Genomic DNA, 23,217 nt, shown 5'->3' with positions numbered 1-23,217 from the left:
CATGCCGCGCTTTTTTGCTCCATTGCTGTTGCTGTGCCTGACCTTCAACGCCCACGCCGACAGTTACATCACCCGCCTGTTGAACAAACCGGTGCCGGGCGGTGTGGCAGTGGTTGATCTGGGCAGCTCCGCCCAGGCGCCGAAAGCCAGTTATCAAGGCAAACCCGTATTGGTGGTCAGAGAGCAGAACAACTGGCTGGCCATCGTCGGCGTGCCGCTGACGGTCAAACCGGGCAGCCAGTCGCTGAGCAGCGGTGGTCGCAACCTGAGCTTCACCGTCGGCAACAAGAAATACCCGGAACAGCACATCACCCTGAAGAATACGCAGCAGGTCAATCCGAACCCGGCGAATCTCAAGCGCATCGAGGGCGAGTTGGCCGAGCAGATCCAGGCTTACCGCAGCTTCAGCCCGAATACCCCGAGCAACCTGTTGCTGGACAAACCAGTCGATGGGCCGCTGTCGAGCAAGTTCGGCGTGCGCCGCTTTTTCAATGGCGAAGAGCGCAATCCCCATGCGGGCCTCGACTTTGCCGTACCCGCTGGCACGCCGATCAAAACCCCGGCCGCCGGCAAGGTAATCCTGATCGGGAATTACTTCTTCAACGGCAATACGGTGTTCGTCGACCACGGCCAGGGCTTTATCAGCATGTTCTGCCACATGTCGAAGATCGACGTGAAAGTCGGCCAGCAACTGGCGCGTGGTGAGGTGGTCGGGAAAGTCGGCTCAACTGGCCGCGCGACCGGGCCGCATATGCACTGGAACGTCAGCTTGAACGATGCGCGGGTGGACCCGGCGATTTTCATTGGTGCGTTTCAGCCATAAGCAGTGGTTGAGGCAGATGGCCTCTTCGCGGGCGAGCCCGCGAAGACGGCCTGAGCATCACCGAAACCCGCAGGTAAACCGAACACTCCCAACCTACTCAATCCCTCTTCTATCGATTGCGCATGGCTGAGGCACTGCGCAAGCGACAAAACGATCCCGCTTATTACAAGCAATAAAATCTCGCAAAAACCCGCTTTTCGAGTATTCCTCTCAAAGTTTTTCGACTGCTTGCCATCCTTTCTCCCCACGGTTAGGGTTGAAGGCATGAAAACCTCTCACACCCTCATTCAGCTCCGCCAGCACCGCAGCCTGTGCCTCGTCAGTGCACGACTGCCAGGCTGAATCGCGGTGCCTCGTCTGATGCTTTACCAGAACATTTGATCCACCGGCAGGCCGCCTTTTTTCGGCCCACACAATAAGGATTTTCCAATGAGCATGCTCAAAGACCCGTCTTCGAAATACCGCGCGTTCCCGACCATCAACCTGCCGGATCGCACCTGGCCATCGAAGACCATCACTGCAGCGCCGATCTGGTGCAGCTCGGACCTTCGTGACGGCAACCAGTCGTTGATCGAGCCAATGGACGCGGTCAAGAAGCTGCGTTTCTGGAAGACCCTGGTGCAAGTCGGTGTGAAAGAAATCGAAGCCTCGTTCCCGGCTGCTTCGCAAACCGACTTCGACTTCGTGCGTACCCTGATCGAAGGCGGCCACATCCCGGACGACACCACCATTCAGGTGCTGACCCAGGGCCGTGAAGACTTGATCGCGCGCACGTTTGAATCCCTGCGCGGTGCCAAGAAGGCCATCGTTCACCTGTACAACGCGACCTCCCCTTCCTTCCGCCGCATTGTCTTCAACCAGGACAAGGACGGGATCAAGGCCATCGCCGTAAACGCCGCCAAGCTGTTCGTCAAATATGCCGCCCAGCAGCCGGACACCGAGTGGACCTTCGAATACTCGCCAGAAACCTTCAGCGCCACCGAACTGGAATTCGCCAAGGAAGTCTGCGACGCGGTGATCGAGGTGTGGAACCCGACGCCTGAGCACAAGGTGATCCTCAACCTGCCCGCCACCGTCGAATGCGCGACCCCGAACATCTATGCCGACCAGATCGAATGGTTCGGTCGTCACATCAACCGTCGTGACAGCGTGATCATCAGCCTGCACACCCACAACGACCGTGGCACCGGCGTGGCCGCCACCGAGCTGGGCCTGATGGCCGGCGCCGACCGTGTCGAAGGCTGCCTGTTCGGCAACGGCGAGCGTACCGGTAACGTCGATCTCGTCACCGTGGCATTGAACCTCTACACCCAGGGCGTCAACCCTGAGCTGGATTTCTCCGATATCGATGGCGTGCGCAAAGTCGTCGAAGAGTGCAACCAGATTGCGGTGCACCCACGTCACCCGTACGTCGGCGACCTGGTTCACACCGCGTTCTCCGGCTCGCACCAGGATGCAATCCGCAAGGGCTTCGCCCAGCAGCAACCGGACGCCCTGTGGGAAGTGCCGTACCTGCCGATCGACCCGGCCGACATCGGCCGCAGCTACGAGGCGGTGATTCGCGTCAACAGCCAGTCGGGCAAGGGCGGTATCGCTTATCTGCTGGAACAGGAATACGGCATCAGCTTGCCGCGCCGTATGCAAATCGAGTTCAGCCAGGTCGTGCAGCGTGAAACCGATCGCCTGGGCCTGGAGATGACCGCCCAGCAGATCCACGCGCTGCTGCACAGCGAGTACTTGCAGGCCAACACCCCGTACGCGCTGGTCAGCCATCGCCTGCAGGAAGAAAACGGACACAGCGCCGTGGAAGTCGAAGTTTCCAGCAAAGGTCAGGGCGAAACCAACCTGCACTGGCGCGGCAAGGGCAACGGTGCCCTGGAAGCACTGGTGGCCGGCCTGCCGATCCCGGTGGAAATCATGGACTACAACGAACACGCCATCGGCGCGGGCACCAATGCCAAGGCCGCGGCCTACATTGAATTGCGGGTGAATGGTGAGCGTGCGGTACATGGCGTCGGCATCGATGAAAACATCACCACTGCCAGCTTCAAGGCCCTGTTCAGCGCACTGAACCGCTCCCTGAGCCAGCCGGAAGCGAAAGCGGCGTAAGCTTCGCTGCAAATGCAAAAGGCCCCGGGGTGAAAACCTCGGGGCCTTTTTTGTTGCTCAACGATCGGTCAGGTGAACTCGAAGGTATCCGCATCCAGATTCGCCGGGAACCGTTTGCGATATGCCGCCAGTTCCGCCGCGTCGAGCACGACCTTGAATACGCCATCGGCATCGCCTGCACCGAGCAACGTCTCGCCCTGAAAATCCAGGACCTGACTGTCACCGGTATACGCGAAGCCTTTGCCATCGGTACCGATACGGTTCACCGCCGCCACATAGCAGAGGTTTTCGATCGCCCGTGCCGGCAGCAATCGGTTCCAGTGCTGACGCCGTGCGCCCGGCCAGTTGGCGGTGTACAGCAGCAAGTCAGTGTCTTGCGGATCGCGACTCCAGACCGGGAAGCGCAGGTCGTAGCAAATCAGCGGCCGCACTCGCCAACCCTTCAATTCGAACTGCACCTGACGCTCGCCCGGGGTGTAGTGATTGTTCTCCCCGGCCATGCGGAACAGGTGACGCTTGTCGTAGTGCCACACCTCCCCGTCCGGCCGTACCCACAACAGACGATTGCGATGGCTACCGTCAGCCGCCTGGACGATGATGCTGCCGGTCACCACCGCGCCCAGCTTCGCTGCCTGAGCCCGCATCCATTTACTGGTGGGGCCATTTTCCGGCTCGGCGAGGGTTTCCGATTCCATGGAGAAACCGGTGGTGAACATCTCCGGCAGGATGATCAGGTCCGCACCGCGAGCCTGTTCCAGCAACGGCTCGAAATGCTCCAGATTGGCCTGACGATCGTGCCAGGCCAAGGTGGTCTGGATCAGCGCAAGATTCAGATTGGGCAGAGTACTCAGATCAGGCATAGTTTTGCCGCTGCTTCACGCAGGGTCTCCTCGCGCTTGGCAAAGCACAGACGCACCAGGCGCTGACCTTCAGGTGGAGTCTGGTAGAACACCGAGATCGGAATGCTCGCGACGCCATGCTCGCGGGTCATCCACAGCGCCATCTCGACGTCATTGAGGTCCGGGCGAATCTGCGAGTAATCGACCAACTGGAAATAAGTACCGGCCACGCGGGTAAAACTGAAGCGCGACGGCGTCAGCAGATCGCAGAACAGATCGCGCTTGGCCTGATAGAAGCCCGGCAGCTCTTCGACGTGTTCCGGGTGCTCGGCCATGTAATCGGCCAACGCGTACTGCAACGGCGTCACGCCGCAGAAACTGACGTACTGGTGCACCTTGCGCAGCTCCGCGCTAAGGGCCGGCGGCGCCACGACATAACCGGTTTTCCAACCAGTGACGTGGTACGTCTTGCCGAACGAACTGACCACGAAAGCGCGCTGATACAGCTCTTCATGGGCCAATACGCTGGCGTGAGACACACCGTCGAACACCAGGTGTTCATAGACTTCGTCGCTGATCACATAGATGTCGCGGTCGCGGATCAACGCCGCCAGCTGATCCAGCTCGGCACGGCTGATCAGCGCACCGCTTGGGTTGTGCGGGGTATTGAGGATGATCATCCGCGTGCGCGGGCTCAGGGCTTCGGCGAGCTTCTGGAAGTCGATGGCGAAGTCCTTCAGGCCGAGTTGCACATGCACACAGCGACCACCGGCCAGCTCGACCGAGGGCTCGTAGCTGTCGTAGCACGGATCGAACACGATCACTTCATCGCCGCTGTGGATCACCGCCTGAATCGCGCAGAAGATCGCCTGGGTCGCGCCGGGGGTGACCGTCACTTCGCTGTCGGCATCAACATGCGCGCCGTAGCTGCGAGCGATCTTCGCCGCGATCTGCTGACGCAACGCCGGTAAGCCGGTCATCGGCGAATACTGGTTGTGGCCACTGGCGATATGCCGACCGACCGCATCGCGCAGGGCCTGCGGGCCGTCGAAATCGGGAAAACCCTGGGACAGGTTGATCGCCCCGGTTTGCGTCGCGAGCTGAGACATCTGCGTGAAAATAGTGATGCCGACATTCGGCAGCTTACTGGTGATCATCGGTGATTCCCTGGGCTACACCCGGCTCTAACGGCGGCACGGGAGAGCCCGAGGATAGCCCAAACGACGCCCACAAAAAAAGGGCGCCAACCGGCACCCTTCTTCTAATGTACACCGCATAACTTGTGGCGAGGGAGCTTGTCGGAACGCCGCACCGTCCCGCTCGGCTGCGCAGCAGTCGCAAAACAGCCGATGCATTCCAACTGAACGATCTCGGTTGCAGATACTGGGGCCGCTTCGCAGTCCAGCGGGAGCAAGCTCCCTCGCCACAACAAGCCCTCACAAAAAGAGTGAGGCCTTGAATCAGCGCTTGTCGCGGCGCTTCTTGTCAGCCTTCTTATGGTGCGACATCAAACGACGCTTCTTGTTGACCTGACGGTCGGTGAGCGAGTTCTTGTTGCCTTCGTACGGGTTCTCGCCGCCCTTGAACTCGATGCGGATCGGCGTACCGACCAGCTTGAGCACACGACGGTAAGTGTTTTCCAGGTAACGGACGTAAGACTTCGGCACCTTCTCGATCTGGTTACCGTGGATCACGATGATCGGCGGGTTCGCACCACCCAAGTGGGCATAACGCAGTTTGATCCGGCGGTTGTTGACCATCGGTGGCGCGTGCTCGCCGACCGCATCTTCCAGAATCTGGGTCAGGCGGTTGGTCGGCCAGCGGGTGACCGCGGACTTGAACGAGTTCTGTACCGACGCGTAGAGATTACCTACGCCAGTGCCGTGCAGGGCCGAGATGAAGTGGATGTCGGCGAAGTCGACGAAGAACAGTCGACGTTGCAGCTCGACCTTCACGAAGTCGCGCTCGCTCGGCGTCATGCCGTCCCACTTGTTGATCGCGATCACCAGCGCACGACCGGCTTCAAGGGCAAAGCCCAGCAGGTTGAGGTCGTGGTCCACCACGCCTTCGCGGGCGTCCATCACGAAGATCACCACGTTGGCGTCTTTGATCGCCTGCAGGGTTTTGACCACGGAGAACTTTTCGACTTCTTCGTGAATCTTGCCGCGCTTGCGCACACCAGCGGTGTCGATCAGCGTGTACTTCTCATCGTTACGCTCAAACGGGATGTAGATACTGTCGCGGGTAGTACCGGGCTGGTCATACACGATCACCCGGTCTTCACCGAGCATGCGGTTGACCAGGGTGGACTTGCCGACGTTCGGACGACCAATGATGGCGATCTTGATACCGTCTTTTTCGCTTGGGCCAGGAATGCGCTTGGCTTCCTCACCTTCGGCAACGATCTCTTCCTCTTCGCCTTCTTGCGGTTCTTCTTCGTCTTTCGGGAAGTCGCTCAGGGCGATTTCCAGCATCTGGGTGATGCCACGACCATGGGCACCGGCGATCGGGATCGCGTGGCCCATGCCCAACGGGGCGAATTCGGCGCGGGCCATTTCAGGGTCGATGTTGTCGACCTTGTTGGCGACCACGTAGGAACGCTTGTTACGCTTGCGCAAGTGCTCGGCGATCATCTGGTCGGCGGCGGTAAAACCGGCCTTGGCATCTACCAGGAACAGAACGACATCCGCTTCTTCAATGGCCAGCAGCGACTGCTCGGCCATTTTTTCGTCCATACCGTGCTCGTCACCGGAGATACCGCCAGTGTCGACCAGAATGTAGGAACGCCCTTGCCACTTGGCCTCACCGTATTGGCGATCACGGGTCAGACCGGACAAGTCGCCGACGATGGCGTCGCGAGTCCTGGTCAGGCGGTTGAACAAGGTGGACTTGCCGACGTTCGGTCGGCCCACCAGGGCGATTACGGGAACCATGCGGCTCTCCACTTCGTTATTTCAGAAAATACAAAAGCCGCTGCGAGGCAGCGGCTGGTGCTCGGGGCAGCGCTTGAAAGCGCTGCGAGCCTTGCAGAACAAGGCCGCTTGGGGGTTAAACCCCAAGCATAGTCTTTACTTGATGGTCAGGGCTTCCAGTTTGCCGCTGTTGCCATACACATAAATCGTGTCACCCACCACCAGCGGACGGGCACGCAGGCCGTCGCTGTCGATGCGCTCGCGGCCGACGAAACGACCGTCCACCTGACTCAGCAGGTGCAGGTAACCTTCCAGGTCACCGACTGCAACGTAGCTGGAGAACACTTCCGGAGCCGACAGTTGGCGGCGGGCCAGCGAATCGTTGCTCCACAATGCAGTGGTGGAACGCTCGTCGACGCCTTCAACAGTGCCCGAAGACAGGCTCACATAGACGCTGCCAAAACCCTGGGCGACGCCGGCATAGCTGGAAGCATCACGCTGCCAGAGCTGACGACCGCTTTCCAGGTCCAGTGCCGCGACGCGACCCTGGTAGCTGGCGACATACAGCGTACCGCCGGACAGCAGCAAGCCACCGTCGATATCGACCACACGCTCCAGCTCCGAACGACCTTGTGGAATCGCTACACGCTGTTCCCAAACCGGCACGCCGTTGGACACATCAAGAGCAACCACTTTACCGGTCGACAGGCCAGCCACCGCGAGGCGGTTGGTGACGATCGGTGCGCTGGTGCCGCGCAGGGTCAGGACCGCTGGCGTGCTGTCATACAACCAGCGCTGGTTGCCGGTAGAGGCATCCAGACCGATCAGACGGTCATCCTGGGTCTGAACCACAACAACGTCACCGTTGGTGGCCGGTGGTGCGAGAACTTCGCTGGTCACGCGAGCGCGCCATTTCTCTTCACCGCTGCTGGCATCCAGGGCAACGATTTCACCCTTGAGCGTGCCGATAATGACCAGACCGTAACCCACGCCAACGGCGCCGGAGACAGGCAGTTTGAGATCTTTCTTCCACTTGACGTCGCCATTGCTGCGATCCATCGCCATCACCACACCGGTGACGTCGGCGGCATAGATGGTATCGCCATCGATCGCCGGAACCAGCATGTTGTAGGTTTCGCCCTGACCGTTACCGATCGAACGACTCCACTGCTTGTGCAGAACCACTTCTTCCTTGAAGTCGGTCAGCTCGGCCGGTGGCAACTCTTTTTTGCTGTTGCTGCTGCAACCCGCGGCCAGAATGGCCAGAGCCAGCAATGCTGCATGTTTCCAACGGATCACGTCACGCATCCCCTTTGGCCAGGTCGTCCAGCTTGATTTGTAGGCCACCGACCGCCGCTTCATCCGACAGTGCCGCCTTGGCTTTTTGATACGCTGCGTTCGCTTCGTCGGTACGACCCAGTTGCACCAGCAAGTCGCCCTTGAGTTCTTCGCGAGTGGCCAGGAAGGCCTTGTCGGCATCGCCTTCGAGCAGTTTCAGGGCTTCATCGACCTTGTTCTGCGCGGCCAGCACCTGCGCCAGGCGCTGACGGGCGATTTCACCCAGAGCCGGGTTGGCCGGTTTGTCGACAATGGCTTTCAGCTCGCTGGCTGCGTCGTCCAGCTTGCCGCTGTCGACCGCGACTTTCGCCACGAACAGGCTGCCGTATTGCGCGTAGGCAGTGCCGCCGAACTCGCTGTTGAGCTTGCCGGCCAGATCCGAAACACGTGCAGCATCAGGCTTGCCGTCAGGCGTCAGCGTGGTTTCCAGCAATTGCTGGTAGAGAATCGAGGCGCCTTGCGACTGATTGCTCTGATACTTCTGAAAGGCCTGCCAGCCGAACACGATGACCAGCGCCAACAGGCCGCCAGTAACCAGGGGCTTGCCGTTGCGTGTCCACCACTCCTTCAACTCCGCCACATGTTCGTCTTCGGTACTCGACACCCCAATACTCCTTAATCGCTAAATCGGCTGTTTGACAGCTTCAACCCTGCACGACGCAGGTGGCCAGGTGTGCAGCAAGCGCATCCCAGGCAATGCTTTGTTGTTCGCCCTGGCCACGCAGGGGTTTGAAACCTACCACTTGCTGGGCCATTTCGTCGTCACCGAGGATCAATGCGTATAGCGCACCGCTCTTGTCGGCTTTCTTGAACTGGCTTTTGAAGCTGCCGCCCCCGGCATTGATTTGCAGGCGCAGGTTGGGCAGTTGATCACGAACACGCTCGCTCAGGGTCAGACCGGCCAGCTCGGCAGCTTCACCGAAGGCGCAGAGGTAGACGTCGACCTGACGGGAGATCTCTTCGGGGATCTGCTCCAGGGTTTCAAGCAACAGCACCAGACGCTCGATGCCCATGGCGAAACCTACGCCCGGGGTCGGCTTGCCGCCCATCTGCTCCACCAGACCGTCGTAACGACCACCGGCACATACCGTGCCCTGGGCGCCCAATTGGTCGGTGACCCATTCGAATACAGTCTTGCTGTAGTAATCCAGCCCGCGAACCAGCTTCGGGTTGATCACATAAGGAATGCCGGCGGCGTCCAGGCGAGCCTTGAGGCCCTCGAAGTGCACGCGGGATTCTTCGTCGAGGTAATCGGCCATTTTCGGCGCGTCGGCCAGCACTGCTTGAGTGTCGGCGTTCTTGGTATCCAGGACCCGCAGCGGGTTGGTCTTCAGACGGCGCTGGCTGTCTTCGTCCAGTTGATCCAGGCGAGCGGTCAGGTACTCGACCAGTGCTTCGCGATAACGACCACGGGATTCGGCAGTGCCCAGGCTGTTGAGTTCGAGCTTGACCGCATCGCGGATACCCAGCTCGCCCCACAGGCGCCAGGTCAGCACGATCAGCTCGGCGTCGATGTCCGGACCGTCGAGGTTGAAGACTTCACAACCAATCTGGTGGAACTGGCGATAACGGCCTTTCTGCGGACGTTCGTGGCGGAACATCGGGCCGATGTACCAGAGTTTCTGCACCTGGCCGCCGCCGGTAATGCCGTGTTCGAGCACTGCACGCACGCAGGCCGCTGTGCCTTCAGGGCGCAGGGTCAGGGAATCGCCGTTGCGGTCTTCGAAGGTGTACATCTCTTTTTCGACGATGTCGGTCACTTCACCGATGGACCGCTTGAACAGCTCGGTGAACTCAACGATCGGCATGCGGATCTGCTTGTAACCGTAGTTATCCAGCAAACGCGAAACGGTGCCTTCGAAATGACGCCACAGGGGAGTCTGTTCGGGCAGGATGTCGTTCATGCCACGAATGGCTTGCAGAGACTTGCTCACTTTAAATCCTTAAATTCGTTCGGCTCTTCAGTCAGGCTCAGCCGCGAGCGATTACAGCCGCGTCGGCTTCGACCTTTTCGGCCGCTTTCTGGCGGATCAAGCGTTCAAGCTCATCCACCAGATTGTCATTCGTCAGTTTCTGCGACGGCTTGCCGTCGATGTAAATCAGGTTTGGCGTGCCGCCGGTCAAGCCGATATGGGCTTCCTTGGCTTCGCCCGGCCCGTTGACCACGCAACCGATTACCGCGACATCCAGCGGCACCAGCAAGTCTTCGAGGCGCCCTTCCAGCTCGTTCATGGTTTTGACCACATCGAAGTTCTGCCGCGAGCAGCTCGGGCAGGCGATGAAGTTGATGCCACGGGAACGCAGGTGCAGGGATTTGAGAATGTCGTAGCCGACTTTCACTTCCTCGACCGGGTCGGCCGCCAACGAGATGCGAATAGTATCGCCAATCCCTTCAGCGAGCAGCATACCGAGGCCCACGGCGGATTTCACTGTGCCTGAACGCAAACCACCGGCTTCGGTGATGCCCAGGTGCAACGGCTGGACGATTTCCTTGGCCAGCAAGCGGTAGGCTTCAACGGCCATGAACACGTCGGAAGCTTTTACGCTGACCTTGAAGTCCTGGAAATTGAGGCGTTCGAGGTGTTCGACGTGACGCAGGGCGGACTCGACCAGCGCGGCCGGAGTCGGCTCACCATATTTCTTTTGCAGGTCTTTTTCCAGGGAACCGGCGTTCACGCCGATACGGATTGGAATCCCGCGATCACGGGCGGCATCGACCACCGCACGTACGCGGTCTTCACGACCGATGTTGCCTGGGTTGATGCGCAGGCAATCGACGCCCAGTTCGGCTACGCGCAGAGCGATCCTGTAGTCGAAGTGGATGTCAGCCACCAACGGCACCTTGACCAGTTGCTTGATCTTGCCGAAGGCTTCGGCGGCGTCCATGTCCGGCACCGAAACCCGAACGATATCGACGCCGGCGGCTTCCAGACGATTGATCTGGGCCACGGTGGCGGCCACGTCATTGGTGTCGCTGTTGGTCATGCTCTGCACAGCGATGGGCGCATCGCCGCCAACAGGCACGTTACCGACCCAGATTTTCCGGGATTCGCGACGCTTGATTGGAGATTCGCCGTGCATGACTTATTGACCTAACTTCAGGCGAGCAGTCTCGCCACTGGTGAACGGAGCGACATCAACCACCTGCCCGTTGTAGCTGACCTGCGCGCCACGGGCAAAGCCCAGACGCACGGCAAAGGGCGGCTTGCCGCTGACGGAAACACTTTCGCCTTTACGCTTGAGACCACTCAACAACACTTTACCCGTGCCGTCGGTCACTTGAGTCCAGCAATCGGCGCTGAATTGCAGTTGAACCTGGCCCTGGCCCGCAACCGGAGCTGCTGGAGCAGCAGCTGCAACGGCCGGCGCAATCGGAGCCGTCGCAACCGCTGCCGGTACAGCGGCAACAACTGGCGCTGCCGGTGTCGCGACAACCGGAGCAGTATTGTGGGCCAGAGCCGCAGGTGTTGCTACCGGGGCTGCTGGAGCGGGTGTTGGCGCCGGCGCGCTTGCTTCGGCGTTGGCAGGCTCCTCCGCCTGCGGCAACGCCAGAGGCGTTTCACCTTCAGACTCACCCTGCGCAACCGCCTGGTCTTCCGGCTCGTCCAGCGGATGGATCTGGGTGGTGCCATCGGCGCCTTCGACTTCAACGTGTTCCGGAGCCAGGCTGACCAGGTCCTTGGTGCGCGATGAGGTTTGATCCTGCCACCAGACAAAACCACCACCAATCACCGCGATCAGCAACAGCAGGCTGACAATTCGCAAAATGGTGTGGGAAACCCGAACCGGCTCTTCGATACGCCCCAGGCTGTGGACGTTGCTGCCCTGGGAGTCGGTGCCGGTGGATTGGTCGAACTGCTGAACCAGAACAGCCTGGTCCATGCCCAGCAATTTGGCGTACGCGCGAATATAGCCACGAGCAAAGGTGTGGCCAGGCAGCTTGTCAAAAGCGCCGGCTTCCAGATTACTCAGGGAATTGACGGTGAGGTTGAGCTTGAGGGCCACTTCGGCCAGCGACCAGCCATTGCTTTCGCGGGCCTGGCGCAAAGTCTCACCGGGGTTAACGCGATTCGCTGCTACAACTTCGGGATGCGCCGCTTTCATCATTGCTCCGACAGGTATTGCTGATATTCCGGCGTACCGGGATAGAGTCGTTTTAATTGCAGGCCATAACTGGCGGCCTTGTCGCGATCTTCAAACACTTTTGCCAGCCGAACGCCGAGCAATAGACTACGTGCATTTTGCTCGGTGAGCAGGCTAAAACGATCGTAATAGTCACGCGCGGGCACATAATGCCTGTCTTCGAATGACAACTCAGCCATTTCCAGCAAGGCACGTGGCTGTTGGCGGTTCAAACGCAGGGCTTTTTCCAGTTGCTGGCGAGCCAGGTCACGCTGGCCCAGCTTTGAAGCGGTCATGCCGAGGTTCTCGAAAACCCGCGAACGCTCAGGATACAGAGTATCGGCGGCCGCCTGTTCAAAGCGCTCGTACGCCTCTTTGTAACGTTTTTCTTCGAACAGAAAACTGCCGTAGTTGTTCAGGATTCGCGCATCGGCGGGACGGGAAGACAGCGCCTTGCGAAAATGCTGATCGGCCAGTTCCGGCTCCATCTCGGCCTGGAACACCAGCCCCAAGGCCGCGTTGGCGTCAGCATCCGAGTCATCCAGTTCCAACGCCTTCTTCAGCGGGACCTTGGCGCGCTCGGTCATGCCCTGCTGCAAGTACCCCAGGCCCAGCTGCACGTAGGCGGCACGCGCTTCATCACGACCCTTGCTGGTCTTCATCGGGTTGAAATCGCCCGACAGGACACAACCAGCACACAGGCTGGCCAACAGCACAAGCAGCGCGAAGCGCAGGGACATAGAGATCCTCTCTTAATTATTGTTCGCAGCGTTTTGCGGCATATCGTTGTCGGCGCTCAACTCACGCACGGCGATATAACGTTCGCTGCGACGGGTGCGATCCAGCACCTGCCCTACCAATTGGCCACACGCGGCATCGATGTCTTCACCGCGAGTGGTACGCACGGTGACGTTGAAGCCTGCATGGTGAAGCTGATCCTGGAAACGGCGAATCGCATTGTTGCTCGGACGCTCGTAACCGGAGTGCGGGAACGGGTTGAACGGAATCAGGTTGATCTTGCACGGAACATTCTTGAGCAACTCGATCATTTCGACCGCGTGTTCGACCTTGTCATTGATGTCCTTGAGCAAGGTGTACTCGATGGTCAGTACGCGCTTTTCGCCCAGGGACGACATGTAGCGCTGACACGATTCCAGCAGCATCTTAAGCGGATACTTCTTGTTGATCGGCACCAATTGGTTACGCAATGCGTCATTTGGTGCGTGCAGGGACAACGCCAGGGAAACATCGATGTGCTTGGACAGCTCATCGATCATCGGCACCACACCCGAAGTCGACAGGGTTACGCGGCGCTTGGAGATGCCATAGCCCAGGTCATCCATCATCAGATGCATGGCGGCCACGACGTTGTCGAAGTTCAGCAGCGGCTCACCCATGCCCATCATCACCACGTTGGTGATGGCACGGTCGACGGTTGCCGGGACGCTGCCAAAGGATTTGTTGGCAATCCACACCTGGCCGATGACTTCCGCGGCGGTGAGGTTGCTATTGAAACCTTGCTTGCCGGTGGAGCAGAAACTGCAGTCCAGGGCACAGCCTGCCTGGGACGAAACGCACAAGGTGCCGCGTTTGCCCTGGGGAATGTAAACGGTCTCGACGCAGCTGCCGGACGCCACGCGCACCACCCACTTACGGGTACCGTCGCTGGAGATGTCCTCGCTGACCACTTCCGGACCACGAATTTCAGCAACAGCCTTGAGCTTTTCGCGCAGGGCCTTGCTGACGTTCGTCATGGCGTCGAAATCATCGACGCCAAAGTGGTGAATCCATTTCATTACCTGACCGGCACGGAAACGCTTCTCCCCGATCGAGTCGAAGAATTTTTCCATTTCCTGTTGAGTCAGACCCAGCAGGTTGGTTTTTACAGTCGATGTAGTCATGGATTCACCTTCACTCTTAAGCCAATGCTTAGCGAGTGGTTACTTCAGTAGCTGCGAAGAAGTACGAGATTTCGCGAGCAGCAGCGGCTTCGGAGTCCGAACCGTGTACGGCGTTGGCGTCGATGGAATCAGCGAAGTCAGCGCGGATGGTGCCAGGAGCAGCTTCTTTAGGGTTGGTAGCGCCCATCAGCTCACGGTTCAGAGCGATAGCGTTTTCGCCTTCCAGAACCTGAACGACAACCGGACCGGAAATCATGAAAGCAACCAGGTCGTTGAAGAAACCACGAGCGCTGTGCTCAGCGTAGAAGCCTTCAGCTTCGGCTTTGGACAGTTGCTTCAGTTTCGAAGCTACAACGCGCAGGCCTGCTTTTTCGAAACGAGTGGTGATCTCGCCGATGACATTTTTAGCAACAGCGTCAGGCTTGATGATGGAGAAAGTACGTTGAACAGCCATGGTGTAACTCCAGAAACGGTAATTTGCGAAAAATTAAACCCGCGAATTATACGCGGGTTCTTTGGTATTGCCTAACTGCGTACGGTGCAGACTCAGTCTGCTTCTTCGATCCAGGCGGCCTGAATGGCTTCAAGCACCTTCTCGCCACCGCGTGTCGGATCATCACTGAACTCCGGCAATGCCAGCACCCACTGGTGCAGATCGACGAAGTTCACGTAACGCGGGTCCACATCCGGCTTTGACTCAGCCAGCTGGATCGCGATTTCCAGCACATCAACCCATTTCAGGCTCATGAAAGTTCCTTGAATCAGTGCGGCGCTTCGGCGGCATGGTTGAGCGAGTATTTCGGAATTTCGACGGTCAGGTCTTCAGTCCCGACTTTTGCCTGACAGGCCAGACGCGACTGGGCTTCCAGCCCCCAAGCCTTATCAAGATAGTCTTCCTCCAGCTCATCAGCCTCTTCCAGCGAGTCGAAACCCTCACGAATGATGCAGTGACAAGTGGTGCACGCGCAGACGCCGCCGCAAGCGCTTTCCATCTCGATATGGTGTTCATGGGCCAGCTCGAGAATGGATATGCCAGGCTCAGCCTCCACAACCATGCCTTCCGGACAGAACTTCTCGTGTGGCAGAAAAATGACCTGCGGCATCAATTATTCCTCGATTTCATTCAGATTGCGCCCCGCCAGAGCGGCTTTCACCGTCGAGTCCAGGCGGCGGGCAGCAAAGGCATCGGTCACTTGCGACAGACGTTTGGTCTGCTGCTCAATGGCGTAACCATCGGTGCCTTTCATCAATTCGGTCAGTTCCTGCATCTGCAATTCGATGACCATGCGCTCTTCGGCGTCGAGCAAGCGTTCGCCGTCGACATCCAGAGCGCCCTGCACTGCTTCGATCAGGCGCTGGGCATCGACCTGCTGTTCACGCAATACGCGGGCAACCTTGTCGTCATTGGCATGCTGGAACGAGTCCTTGAGCATTTTGGCGATTTCGCCGTCGGTCAGGCCGTAGGACGGTTTGACCTGAATGCTGGCTTCGACACCCGAACCCAATTCGCGGGCCGAGACACTGAGCAGACCGTCGGCGTCGACCTGGAAGGTCACGCGAATTTTCGCCGCACCAGCAACCATCGCTGGAATACCGCGCAATTCGAAGCGTGCCAGGGAGCGGCAGTCGCTGATCAACTCACGCTCGCCCTGCAATACGTGGATCGCCATGGCCGACTGGCCGTCTTTATAAGTGGTGAAGTCCTGGGCCCGGGCGACAGGGATGGTGGTGTTGCGCGGAATCACCTTCTCCATCAGGCCGCCCATGGTTTCCAGCCCCAGGGACAACGGAATCACGTCGAGCAACAACAGTTCGCCGCCGTCACGCTTATTGCCAGCCAGGGTATCGGCCTGGATCGCGGCACCGATGGCCACGACTTGGTCCGGGTCGATTTCGGTCAGCGGTTCGCGACCGAAGGCTTGCGCAACGGCTTCGCGAACGCGCGGTACGCGAGTCGAGCCGCCGACCATGACCACCGCATGAACGTCTTCCAGCTCAATGCCGGAATCACGCACCGCGCGACGACAGGCTTTCAGGCTGCGGGCAACCATCGGCTCGATCAGCGCATTGAACGCTTCACGGGTCAACCCCGCCTTCCAGTCGCCATATGCGACTTCGACGGACGAGGCACTAGTCAGGGCTTCTTTGGCCGCACACGCGGTTTGCAGCAGATTGCGCTGCTCGCCCGGATCGAGGTCGGCCGACAGACCAGCACTCTCGATGATCCAGCCAGCAATGGCGTGATCGAAGTCATCACCACCCAAAGCGCTGTCGCCGCCGGTAGCCAGCACTTCGAACACACCGCCGGTCAGACGCAGAATCGAAATATCGAAGGTGCCGCCGCCCAGGTCATAAATGGCAACCAGGCCTTCAGCCTGCTGATCCAGACCGTAAGCCACCGCAGCAGCGGTCGGTTCATTGAGCAAGCGCAGCACGTTCAGGCCGGCCAGCTTGGCCGCATCCTTGGTGGCTTGACGCTGAGCATCATCGAAATAGGCCGGAACGGTGATCACTGCGCCGACCAGTTCGCCACCCAAGGTCGCTTCGGCACGCTGACGCAGCACCTTGAGGATATCGGCGGAAACTTCGACCGGGCTTTTCGGGCCTTGCACCGTGTCGATGAACGGCATGTGCGACTCGCCGTCGACAAAACGGTATGGCAGCTGATCGCCCAATTGCTTGACGTCGGACAAACCACGTCCCATCAAGCGCTTGACCGACAGCACAGTGTTCAGAGGATCGGTAGCGGCAGCCAGTTTGGCCGATTCGCCGACCTCGACGCGATCGACGTGATAGCGCACGGCAGACGGCAGGATAACCCGCCCTTGCGCATCGGCCAGAGGCTCGGAAAGACCACTGCGCAATGCAGCGACCAGCGAATTGGTAGTGCCCAAGTCGATCCCCACAGCCAGACGACGCTGGTGCGGTTGAGGACTTTGGCCGGGTTCGGCGATCTGCAGTAGGGCCATCGTGATCAGGACTTATCTGTATATCAGGCGTGCGACCGGAGCGGCACTGGGTTAATCGTCGAGGCGCTCTTCTAACTGGCGCACTTCGTAGGTGAGCTTGTCGAGGAACTGCATGCGCCGCATCAGGCGTTCGGCCCGTTCGCGTTGCGCCGCATCATTCCAGCAAGCTGCGAAGCTTTGGTTCAGTTCATCCTGAGCTGCCTTGAGGCGGCGCTTGAACGTGGCAATACCCGCCATGTCGGCGCTGTCCTGCAGATCCTCGAGCTCTTCACGCAACTCCATCTGCTGCAGAAGAAACTCCGGATCATGCACCGTGACCTCCAGCGGCAACTCGCCACCACTCAATGCGAGCAAGTATCGCGCGCGCTTGGGGGGGCTTTTGAGCGTCTGGTAGGCCTCGTTGAGGCTCGCGGATTGCTCGAGCGCCAGCCGCTGCTCACGCTCGGAAGCGTCGGCAAAGCGGTCCGGATGAACGCCGCGCGCCAACTCACGGTAGCGCGTAGCCAGCTGATCGAGGTCCAGATTGAAACTCGGTTGCAGCTCAAATAAAGCGAAATGACAAGGAGTACCCACGAGCAGCCTCAGATGTTGAAGCTTTCGCCGCAGCCACACTCACCGCGTACGTTGGGGTTGTTGAACTTGAAGCCTTCGTTCAACCCTTCCTTGACGAAATCAAGCTCGGTGCCGTCCAGGTAGGCCAGGCTTTTCGGGTCGATGATCACTTTCTCGCCGTGACTTTCGAACACCTGATCGTCCGCGCCCACCTCGTCGACAAACTCCAGCACATAGGCAAGGCCGGAACAGCCCGTGGTGCGAACACCCAGACGAATCCCATCACCCTTGCCGCGCCCGTTGAGGGAGCGTCGCACGTGTTGAGCAGCCGCTTCTGTCATGCTGATAGCCATCGGTGACTCCTTACTCGTCGCCAAATCTTGAAAGTCAGATCAAGCCTTTCTTCTGCTTGTAGTCGCGAACGGCCGCCTTGATAGCGTCTTCAGCGAGTACAGAGCAGTGAATTTTCACTGGCGGCAGGGCCAGTTCTTCGGCCAGTTGAGTGTTCTTGATGGTCTCTGCTTCATCCAGAGTCTTGCCTTTCATCCACTCGGTCGCCAGGGAGCTGGAGGCGATTGCCGAACCGCAACCGTAAGTCTTGAACTTGGCGTCTTCGATGATGCCTTGTTCGTTGACCTTGATCTGCAGACGCATCACGTCACCGCACGCCGGAGCGCCGACCATGCCGGTGCCGACATCAGGATCTTCTGCATCCATCTTGCCGACGTTGCGCGGGTTCTCGTAGTGGTCGATGACCTTTTCGCTGTAAGCCATGATTCTTAATCCTCACTCATCAGGAGTCGCTCTTGAAGCCCTGCCAATCGTGGATTCGCAGGGCCCGGTTGCGGCGACTTGAATATCAGTGTGCCGCCCACTCGATTTTCGAAATGTCGACGCCGTCTTTGTACATGTCCCACAGCGGCGACAGAGTGCGCAGCTTGGTGACGGCCTCGCAGACTTTCTGCGCGGCGTAGTCGATTTCTTCTTCGGTGGTGAAACGGCCGAAGGTGAAGCGAATCGAGCTGTGTGCCAGTTCGTCGTTGCGGCCCAGGGCGCGCAGCACGTACGAAGGCTCAAGCGATGCCGAGGTGCAGGCCGAACCCGACGAAACCGCCAGATCCTTGAGCGCCATGATCAGCGACTCGCCTTCGACGTAGTTGAAGCTCAGGTTCAGGTTGTGCGGTACGCGGGCGGTCATGCTGCCGTTGACGTACAACTCTTCCAGGCCTTCAACCTGCTTGAAGAAACGGTCGCTCAGCGCTTTGATGCGTGCATTCTCGGCAGCCATGTCTTCCTTGGCCACACGGAACGCTTCGCCCATGCCGACGATCTGGTGAGTCGCCAGGGTGCCGGAACGCATGCCACGCTCATGACCGCCGCCGTGCATGGTCGCTTCGATGCGCACACGCGGCTTGCGGCTGACGTACAGCGCGCCGATGCCTTTAGGGCCATAGGTTTTGTGGGCAGAGAACGACATCAGGTCAACTTTCAGTTTCGACAGGTCGATCTCGACCTTGCCGGTGGACTGAGCAGCGTCGACGTGGAACAGAATACCCCGGGAGCGGGTCAGCTCACCGATGGCAGCGATGTCGTTGATGGTGCCGATTTCGTTGTTCACGTGCATGACCGATACCAGAATGGTGTCGTCACGCAGGGCAGCTTCGACCATTTCCGGAGTGACCAGGCCATCTTCACGAGGATCGAGGTAGGTCACTTCGAAACCTTCACGCTCCAGTTGGCGCATGGTGTCGAGGACAGCCTTGTGCTCAATCTTGGTGGTGATCAGGTGCTTGCCTTTGGTGGAGTAGAAATGCGCCGCACCCTTGATTGCCAGGTTGTCGGACTCGGTGGCACCGGAGGTCCAGACGATTTCACGCGGGTCGGCGTTAACCAGGTCAGCGACTTGACGACGAGCGTTCTCGACGGACTCTTCGGCTTTCCAGCCGAACACGTGGGAACGGGACGCCGGGTTACCGAAGTTTCCGTCGACCAGCAGGCATTCACTCATCTTTTGCGCGACACGCGGATCAACCGGGGTGGTCGCAGAGTAATCAAGGTAAATCGGCAATTTCATGGACTATCTCCTAAATCAGGCTGGCTGGCGTGCCGCTAGCTCTTTGGCTGTCATTCGACGGCGGACGCTTCAATCTTGTCCAGGCGTGGCGCCTTGCTGTTGCAACGACGCTGGTCCTGACGCTGGGCTACTTCTTGCACCTCACGGCGAGTTACAAGGTCAGCCAAGCTGATACCGCTCAGAAATTCGTGAATCTGCAGGCTAAGATCGCACCACAAATGGTGAGTCAGACAGGTGTCGCCGGAATGGCAATCGCCCTGGCCCTGGCACTTGGTTGCATCGACCGATTCGTTGACCGCATCGATTACCTGGGCGACCTGGATGCCCTGCATGTCGCGGGACAATTGGTAGCCACCGCCCGGACCGCGAACACTGGACACCAGATTGCTACGGCGCAATTTGGCGAAAAGCTGCTCGAGGTAGGACAGGGAGATGCCTTGGCGCTCGGAGATATCGGCCAGGGACACCGGCCCGTGCTGCGCGTGCAACGCCAGGTCAAGCATGGCGGTCACGGCGTATCGGCCTTTTGTAGTCAGTCGCATGGACAATTACCACGGAGTTCGGAATGGGGCGAGTATGCAATTCCCGAGTATTTAAGTCAACTATAAGACCTAGCGTATTACTCAGGTTTACCCGCAAAAGAGCGCGCGCATCATAGCAGGGTCTGCGGCGCAATGGCACACCAACCAGCGCGGTGCAAATGCCTGAATGCGACCCTGCCGTGAATCAGCTGGCCCTGCTTTCGTCCTTGCCCTTCACACAGGCAAAGTCTTCTTCACGCAGTTCAGGCAGATCCTTGGCACAGTAATTACTGCCCAGATCCTTCAGCGCTCCACACATACCCTCCAGACGCCCATCGACCGCCTGCAAGTGATCGAGCAACTGACCAATCGCCCGGGCCACCGGGTCCGGCATGTCTTCGCCGACACCGTAGGCATCGAAGCCGATCTTCTCGGCCATGGCCTTGCGCTTGGCATCCTGCTCATCGTCGGACTTGACGATAATCCGCCCCGGAATCCCCACCACCGTCGCACCCGGCGGAACTGCCTTGGTGACCACGGCATTGGAACCCACCTTGGCCCCGGCACCGACAGTGAATGGGCCGAGCACCTTGGCGCCCGCGCCAACCACCACGCCGTCTTCCAGGGTCGGGTGACGCTTACCCTTGTTCCAGCTGGTGCCACCGAGGGTCACGCCCTGATAAAGGGTGACGTCGTTGCCGATCTCGGCAGTCTCACCAATAACGATGCCCATGCCATGGTCGATAAAGAAGCGACGACCAACCTTGGCCCCCGGATGAATCTCGATCCCGGTCAACCAGCGACCGAAGTTCGACACCAGCCGCGCCAGCCATTTCAGCTCTGTGCGCCACAGGAGCGACGACAGGCGATGGATCCAGATGGCATGCATGCCCGGATAGCAGGTCAGGACCTCAAAAGCATTACGCGCCGCCGGGTCACGATGAAAAACACTTTGGATATCTTCACGCAAACGCTCGAACATCATTAATCCTTCCGCTTTAGAAGCTCGCCACGGGCCGCCTTCTGGGTTTCCGTGAGGATGCCACGCAATATATTCATTTCCGCCCGGCTGACCGAGCTGCGTCCGTACAACCGGCGCAGGCGCGCCATCAAGTGCCGTGGCTTTTCCGGATCGAGGAATTCGATGGCCACCAGGGTTTGCTCCAGATGCTCATAGAATCGCTCCAGCTCATCCATGGTCGCCAGCTCACCACTCTTGGTGGACGCCACTTCCTCCTTCTCGACCTTGCTCGGCTGACCTTGGGCCGCCAGCCAGGACATGCGCACTTCATAGCTCAACACCTGCACCGCCGCCCCGAGGTTCAGCGAACTGAACTCGGGGTCTGATGGAATGTGCACGTGATAATGACATCGCTGCAGCTCTTCGTTGGTCAGGCCGGAATCTTCACGACCGAACACCAATGCGATCTCGGCACCCTGCCCCGCCTCCTCGACCACCCTTGCACCGCACTCACGGGGATCGAGCAACGGCCAGGGAATGCGACGATCACGAGCACTGGTACCCAGCACCAGATTGCAGCCGACCAAGGCATCTTCCAAGGTGGCGACGACTTGCGCGTTTTCAAGGATGTCCCCGGCGCCGGACGCACGCGCATCGGCCTCGTGGTGCGGGAACAACCGCGGCTCGACCAGCACCAGTCGCGACAGGCCCATGTTCTTCATGGCACGCGCAGCACCACCGATATTTCCGGGATGACTGGTATTGACCAGGACGACACGAATGTTTTGCAGCAAGGGAGGCGCTCTCGAACATTGAATGGGGGAGCCGAATCTTACAGCTCCTCCTACCGTTAAGCCATGAAAGCGAACGTCGACCTTCTCCTGTAGAAACTTTCTGATAGAATGCCCGGCTTTCTTTAACAACCTTAGGTGACACATCCATGCAGCCCATGCTGAATATCGCGCTGCGCGCCGCCCGCAGCGCCAGTGAATTGATCTTCCGCTCCATCGAGCGCCTGGATACCATCAAGGTCGACGAAAAAGACGCCAAGGATTATGTATCCGAGGTGGATCGCGCCGCCGAACAGAAAATCATCGACGCACTGCGCAAGGCCTACCCGAATCACTCGATCATGGGTGAAGAAACCGGCCTGCACGCCGGCACCGGCATCGAAGGCGAAGAATACCTGTGGATCATCGACCCACTGGACGGCACCACCAACTTCCTGCGCGGCATTCCTCACTTCGCTGTCAGCATCGCCTGCAAATACCGCGGCCGCCTGGAACACGCTGTTGTTCTGGACCCGGTTCGCCAGGAAGAATTCACCGCCAGCCGTGGTCGCGGCGCTCAACTGAACGGTCGTCGCCTGCGCGTTAGCGGCCGTACCAGCCTGGACGGCGCCCTGCTGGGTACCGGCTTCCCGTTCCGTGACGACCAGATGGACAACCTCGACAACTACCTGGGCATGTTCCGCGCCCTGGTCGGCCAGACCGCCGGCATCCGCCGCGCCGGCTCGGCAAGCCTCGACCTGGCCTACGTGGCCGCCGGCCGCTTCGACGCCTTCTGGGAGTCAGGCCTGTCCGAGTGGGATATGGCTGCAGGCGCCCTGTTGATCCAGGAAGCCGGTGGCTTGGTGAGCGACTTCACCGGCGGTCACGACTTCCTGGAGAAGGGTCACGTCGTTGCCGGCAACACCAAGTGCTTCAAGGCAGTACTGACAGCGATCCAGCCACACCTGCCAGCTTCGCTGAAGCGCTAAGCACCCAAGCCCAAAAAGCCGCAACACTTAAAGCAAACGCCCCGACTGGTTCGGGGCGTTTTCTTTTGTGCGACTAATACGACCAAGTTAAGCCGTAACGCAATCCGTAGCAGCTGGCGAAGCCTGCGCTCGGACGCAGCAGTCGCATAATCAGAGATTACGGCACGCCAGACAGACCGCATTAGCCGGATTCACGACTGCTTCGCAGCCGGACGCAGCCTCGCTGGAGCTCGACAGCTGCTACAGCCAGACGCAGCCTTCGGCAGCAGCTACAGAAAGAGCGCCGCAGTTTTTTATATATGCAGCCATAACGAAAAATGCCCCGCATCTTTCGATA

24 protein-coding genes are annotated in these 23,217 nt (G+C 59.3%); 3 read left to right on the top strand and 21 right to left on the bottom strand.

Features of this window, described 5'->3' with window-relative positions:
- Position 1 precedes the first annotated feature (1 nt).
- Both ACEN8R_RS00990 and leuA read left to right on the top strand, forming a co-directional pair.
- Positions 2–823: a peptidoglycan DD-metalloendopeptidase family protein gene (locus ACEN8R_RS00990; protein WP_018927055.1), complete on the top strand. Its 822-nt coding sequence runs from the start codon at positions 2–4 to the stop codon at positions 821–823.
- A 429-nt stretch (positions 824–1,252) separates the two neighbouring features.
- Positions 1,253–2,932: a 2-isopropylmalate synthase gene (leuA, locus tag ACEN8R_RS00985; RefSeq protein ID WP_018927056.1), complete on the top strand. Its 1,680-nt coding sequence runs from the start codon at positions 1,253–1,255 to the stop codon at positions 2,930–2,932.
- A gap of 68 nt (positions 2,933–3,000) precedes the next feature.
- Here the strand turns inward: leuA and ACEN8R_RS00980 are convergent, their stop codons facing one another.
- From ACEN8R_RS00980 to trmJ, 21 genes are all read right to left on the bottom strand, one after another.
- Entirely contained in the window at positions 3,001–3,792 is a 792-nt protein-coding gene (locus tag ACEN8R_RS00980; protein ID WP_018927057.1) for an amidohydrolase, read from the bottom strand.
- Positions 3,780–4,928, bottom strand: coding sequence for a pyridoxal phosphate-dependent aminotransferase (locus ACEN8R_RS00975; protein WP_018927058.1), 1,149 nt, complete (start codon positions 4,926–4,928; stop codon positions 3,780–3,782). The genes ACEN8R_RS00980 and ACEN8R_RS00975 overlap by 13 nt, the downstream gene beginning before the upstream one ends.
- Before the next feature lie 303 nt (positions 4,929–5,231).
- On the bottom strand, positions 5,232–6,704 hold the full coding sequence (der, locus tag ACEN8R_RS00970; protein WP_018927059.1) for a ribosome biogenesis GTPase Der: 1,473 nt from the start codon (positions 6,702–6,704) through the stop codon (positions 5,232–5,234).
- Between the two features lie 135 nt (positions 6,705–6,839).
- The gene (bamB, locus tag ACEN8R_RS00965) at positions 6,840–7,991 is read right to left on the bottom strand and encodes an outer membrane protein assembly factor BamB (protein WP_018927060.1); all 1,152 of its coding nucleotides are present in this window, start codon (positions 7,989–7,991) and stop codon (positions 6,840–6,842) included.
- Complete coding sequence (locus ACEN8R_RS00960) at positions 7,984–8,625, bottom strand: tetratricopeptide repeat protein (protein ID WP_018927061.1); 642 nt, start codon at positions 8,623–8,625, stop codon at positions 7,984–7,986. The genes bamB and ACEN8R_RS00960 overlap by 8 nt, the downstream gene beginning before the upstream one ends.
- Before the next feature lie 40 nt (positions 8,626–8,665).
- Complete coding sequence (hisS, locus tag ACEN8R_RS00955) at positions 8,666–9,955, bottom strand: histidine--tRNA ligase (RefSeq protein ID WP_018927062.1); 1,290 nt, start codon at positions 9,953–9,955, stop codon at positions 8,666–8,668.
- A 37-nt stretch (positions 9,956–9,992) separates the two neighbouring features.
- On the bottom strand, positions 9,993–11,102 hold the full coding sequence (gene ispG, locus ACEN8R_RS00950) for a flavodoxin-dependent (E)-4-hydroxy-3-methylbut-2-enyl-diphosphate synthase (RefSeq protein WP_003185136.1): 1,110 nt from the start codon (positions 11,100–11,102) through the stop codon (positions 9,993–9,995).
- 3 nt (positions 11,103–11,105) lie between these two features.
- Positions 11,106–12,125 carry a RodZ domain-containing protein gene (locus ACEN8R_RS00945; RefSeq protein WP_018927063.1) on the bottom strand — a complete coding sequence of 340 codons (1,020 nt, stop codon included), beginning with the start codon at positions 12,123–12,125 and terminating at the stop codon, positions 11,106–11,108.
- Positions 12,125–12,883, bottom strand: a complete 759-nt coding sequence (pilW, locus tag ACEN8R_RS00940) for a type IV pilus biogenesis/stability protein PilW (RefSeq protein ID WP_018927064.1) — start codon at positions 12,881–12,883, stop codon at positions 12,125–12,127. The genes ACEN8R_RS00945 and pilW overlap by 1 nt, the downstream gene beginning before the upstream one ends.
- Before the next feature lie 12 nt (positions 12,884–12,895).
- The gene (gene rlmN / locus ACEN8R_RS00935) at positions 12,896–14,044 is read right to left on the bottom strand and encodes a dual-specificity RNA methyltransferase RlmN (RefSeq protein ID WP_007941385.1); all 1,149 of its coding nucleotides are present in this window, start codon (positions 14,042–14,044) and stop codon (positions 12,896–12,898) included.
- A 28-nt stretch (positions 14,045–14,072) separates the two neighbouring features.
- Positions 14,073–14,498 (bottom strand): nucleoside-diphosphate kinase, encoded by a 426-nt coding sequence (gene ndk / locus ACEN8R_RS00930; RefSeq protein ID WP_018927065.1) that lies wholly within the window; start codon positions 14,496–14,498, stop codon positions 14,073–14,075.
- Between the two features lie 92 nt (positions 14,499–14,590).
- Positions 14,591–14,791 (bottom strand): Fe-S cluster assembly protein IscX, encoded by a 201-nt coding sequence (iscX, locus tag ACEN8R_RS00925; protein WP_007941386.1) that lies wholly within the window; start codon positions 14,789–14,791, stop codon positions 14,591–14,593.
- A 14-nt stretch (positions 14,792–14,805) separates the two neighbouring features.
- Positions 14,806–15,147, bottom strand: coding sequence for an ISC system 2Fe-2S type ferredoxin (gene fdx, locus ACEN8R_RS00920; protein WP_018927066.1), 342 nt, complete (start codon positions 15,145–15,147; stop codon positions 14,806–14,808).
- Positions 15,148–15,150: 3 nt separating this feature from the next.
- Entirely contained in the window at positions 15,151–17,013 is a 1,863-nt protein-coding gene (gene hscA, locus ACEN8R_RS00915; protein WP_018927067.1) for a Fe-S protein assembly chaperone HscA, read from the bottom strand.
- A 51-nt stretch (positions 17,014–17,064) separates the two neighbouring features.
- On the bottom strand, positions 17,065–17,586 hold the full coding sequence (hscB, locus tag ACEN8R_RS00910; protein ID WP_018927068.1) for a co-chaperone HscB: 522 nt from the start codon (positions 17,584–17,586) through the stop codon (positions 17,065–17,067).
- An 8-nt stretch (positions 17,587–17,594) separates the two neighbouring features.
- Positions 17,595–17,918, bottom strand: coding sequence for an iron-sulfur cluster assembly protein IscA (iscA, locus tag ACEN8R_RS00905; protein WP_007941391.1), 324 nt, complete (start codon positions 17,916–17,918; stop codon positions 17,595–17,597).
- A gap of 34 nt (positions 17,919–17,952) precedes the next feature.
- Complete coding sequence (gene iscU / locus ACEN8R_RS00900) at positions 17,953–18,339, bottom strand: Fe-S cluster assembly scaffold IscU (RefSeq protein WP_003443374.1); 387 nt, start codon at positions 18,337–18,339, stop codon at positions 17,953–17,955.
- An 85-nt stretch (positions 18,340–18,424) separates the two neighbouring features.
- Positions 18,425–19,639, bottom strand: coding sequence for an IscS subfamily cysteine desulfurase (locus tag ACEN8R_RS00895; RefSeq protein ID WP_007941393.1), 1,215 nt, complete (start codon positions 19,637–19,639; stop codon positions 18,425–18,427).
- 50 nt (positions 19,640–19,689) lie between these two features.
- A complete protein-coding gene (iscR, locus tag ACEN8R_RS00890) occupies positions 19,690–20,181 on the bottom strand; it encodes a Fe-S cluster assembly transcriptional regulator IscR (protein ID WP_003227911.1) in 492 nt (163 codons plus the stop codon).
- 184 nt (positions 20,182–20,365) lie between these two features.
- Positions 20,366–21,142 (bottom strand): serine O-acetyltransferase, encoded by a 777-nt coding sequence (gene cysE / locus ACEN8R_RS00885; RefSeq protein ID WP_026286494.1) that lies wholly within the window; start codon positions 21,140–21,142, stop codon positions 20,366–20,368.
- Positions 21,143–21,144: 2 nt separating this feature from the next.
- Positions 21,145–21,915 (bottom strand): tRNA (cytosine(32)/uridine(32)-2'-O)-methyltransferase TrmJ, encoded by a 771-nt coding sequence (gene trmJ / locus ACEN8R_RS00880; protein ID WP_018927071.1) that lies wholly within the window; start codon positions 21,913–21,915, stop codon positions 21,145–21,147.
- 146 nt (positions 21,916–22,061) lie between these two features.
- On the opposite strand from trmJ, the gene suhB reads away from it, so the two are divergent.
- Positions 22,062–22,880 carry a type III secretion system regulator SuhB gene (gene suhB, locus ACEN8R_RS00875; RefSeq protein ID WP_007941397.1) on the top strand — a complete coding sequence of 273 codons (819 nt, stop codon included), beginning with the start codon at positions 22,062–22,064 and terminating at the stop codon, positions 22,878–22,880.
- Positions 22,881–23,217: the final 337 nt, after the last annotated feature.

It is taken from the genome of Pseudomonas sp. Pseusp15 (assembly GCF_059492165.1).
The sequence above is the reverse complement of the archived record's forward strand: the minus strand, read 5'-3'. Positions and strand labels throughout refer to the sequence as shown.

Coding starts and splice junctions, on each gene's coding strand:
- ACEN8R_RS00980 (WP_018927057.1), bottom strand. CDS start 3,792: ATGCCTGATCTGAGTACTCTGCCCAATCTGAATCTTGCGCTGATCCAG.
- ACEN8R_RS00990 (WP_018927055.1), top strand. CDS start 2: ATGCCGCGCTTTTTTGCTCCATTGCTGTTGCTGTGCCTGACCTTCAAC.
- ACEN8R_RS00945 (WP_018927063.1), bottom strand. CDS start 12,125: ATGAAAGCGGCGCATCCCGAAGTTGTAGCAGCGAATCGCGTTAACCCC.
- ACEN8R_RS00975 (WP_018927058.1), bottom strand. CDS start 4,928: ATGATCACCAGTAAGCTGCCGAATGTCGGCATCACTATTTTCACGCAG.
- fdx (WP_018927066.1), bottom strand. CDS start 15,147: ATGCCGCAGGTCATTTTTCTGCCACACGAGAAGTTCTGTCCGGAAGGC.
- iscX (WP_007941386.1), bottom strand. CDS start 14,791: ATGAGCCTGAAATGGGTTGATGTGCTGGAAATCGCGATCCAGCTGGCT.
- hscA (WP_018927067.1), bottom strand. CDS start 17,013: ATGGCCCTACTGCAGATCGCCGAACCCGGCCAAAGTCCTCAACCGCAC.
- rlmN (WP_007941385.1), bottom strand. CDS start 14,044: ATGACTACATCGACTGTAAAAACCAACCTGCTGGGTCTGACTCAACAG.
- bamB (WP_018927060.1), bottom strand. CDS start 7,991: ATGCGTGACGTGATCCGTTGGAAACATGCAGCATTGCTGGCTCTGGCC.
- suhB (WP_007941397.1), top strand. CDS start 22,062: ATGCAGCCCATGCTGAATATCGCGCTGCGCGCCGCCCGCAGCGCCAGT.
- iscA (WP_007941391.1), bottom strand. CDS start 17,918: ATGGCTATCAGCATGACAGAAGCGGCTGCTCAACACGTGCGACGCTCC.
- ispG (WP_003185136.1), bottom strand. CDS start 11,102: ATGCACGGCGAATCTCCAATCAAGCGTCGCGAATCCCGGAAAATCTGG.
- pilW (WP_018927064.1), bottom strand. CDS start 12,883: ATGTCCCTGCGCTTCGCGCTGCTTGTGCTGTTGGCCAGCCTGTGTGCT.
- iscU (WP_003443374.1), bottom strand. CDS start 18,339: ATGGCTTACAGCGAAAAGGTCATCGACCACTACGAGAACCCGCGCAAC.
- cysE (WP_026286494.1), bottom strand. CDS start 21,142: ATGTTCGAGCGTTTGCGTGAAGATATCCAAAGTGTTTTTCATCGTGAC.
- iscR (WP_003227911.1), bottom strand. CDS start 20,181: ATGCGACTGACTACAAAAGGCCGATACGCCGTGACCGCCATGCTTGAC.
- der (WP_018927059.1), bottom strand. CDS start 6,704: ATGGTTCCCGTAATCGCCCTGGTGGGCCGACCGAACGTCGGCAAGTCC.
- leuA (WP_018927056.1), top strand. CDS start 1,253: ATGAGCATGCTCAAAGACCCGTCTTCGAAATACCGCGCGTTCCCGACC.
- ACEN8R_RS00895 (WP_007941393.1), bottom strand. CDS start 19,639: ATGAAATTGCCGATTTACCTTGATTACTCTGCGACCACCCCGGTTGAT.
- ndk (WP_018927065.1), bottom strand. CDS start 14,498: ATGGCTGTTCAACGTACTTTCTCCATCATCAAGCCTGACGCTGTTGCT.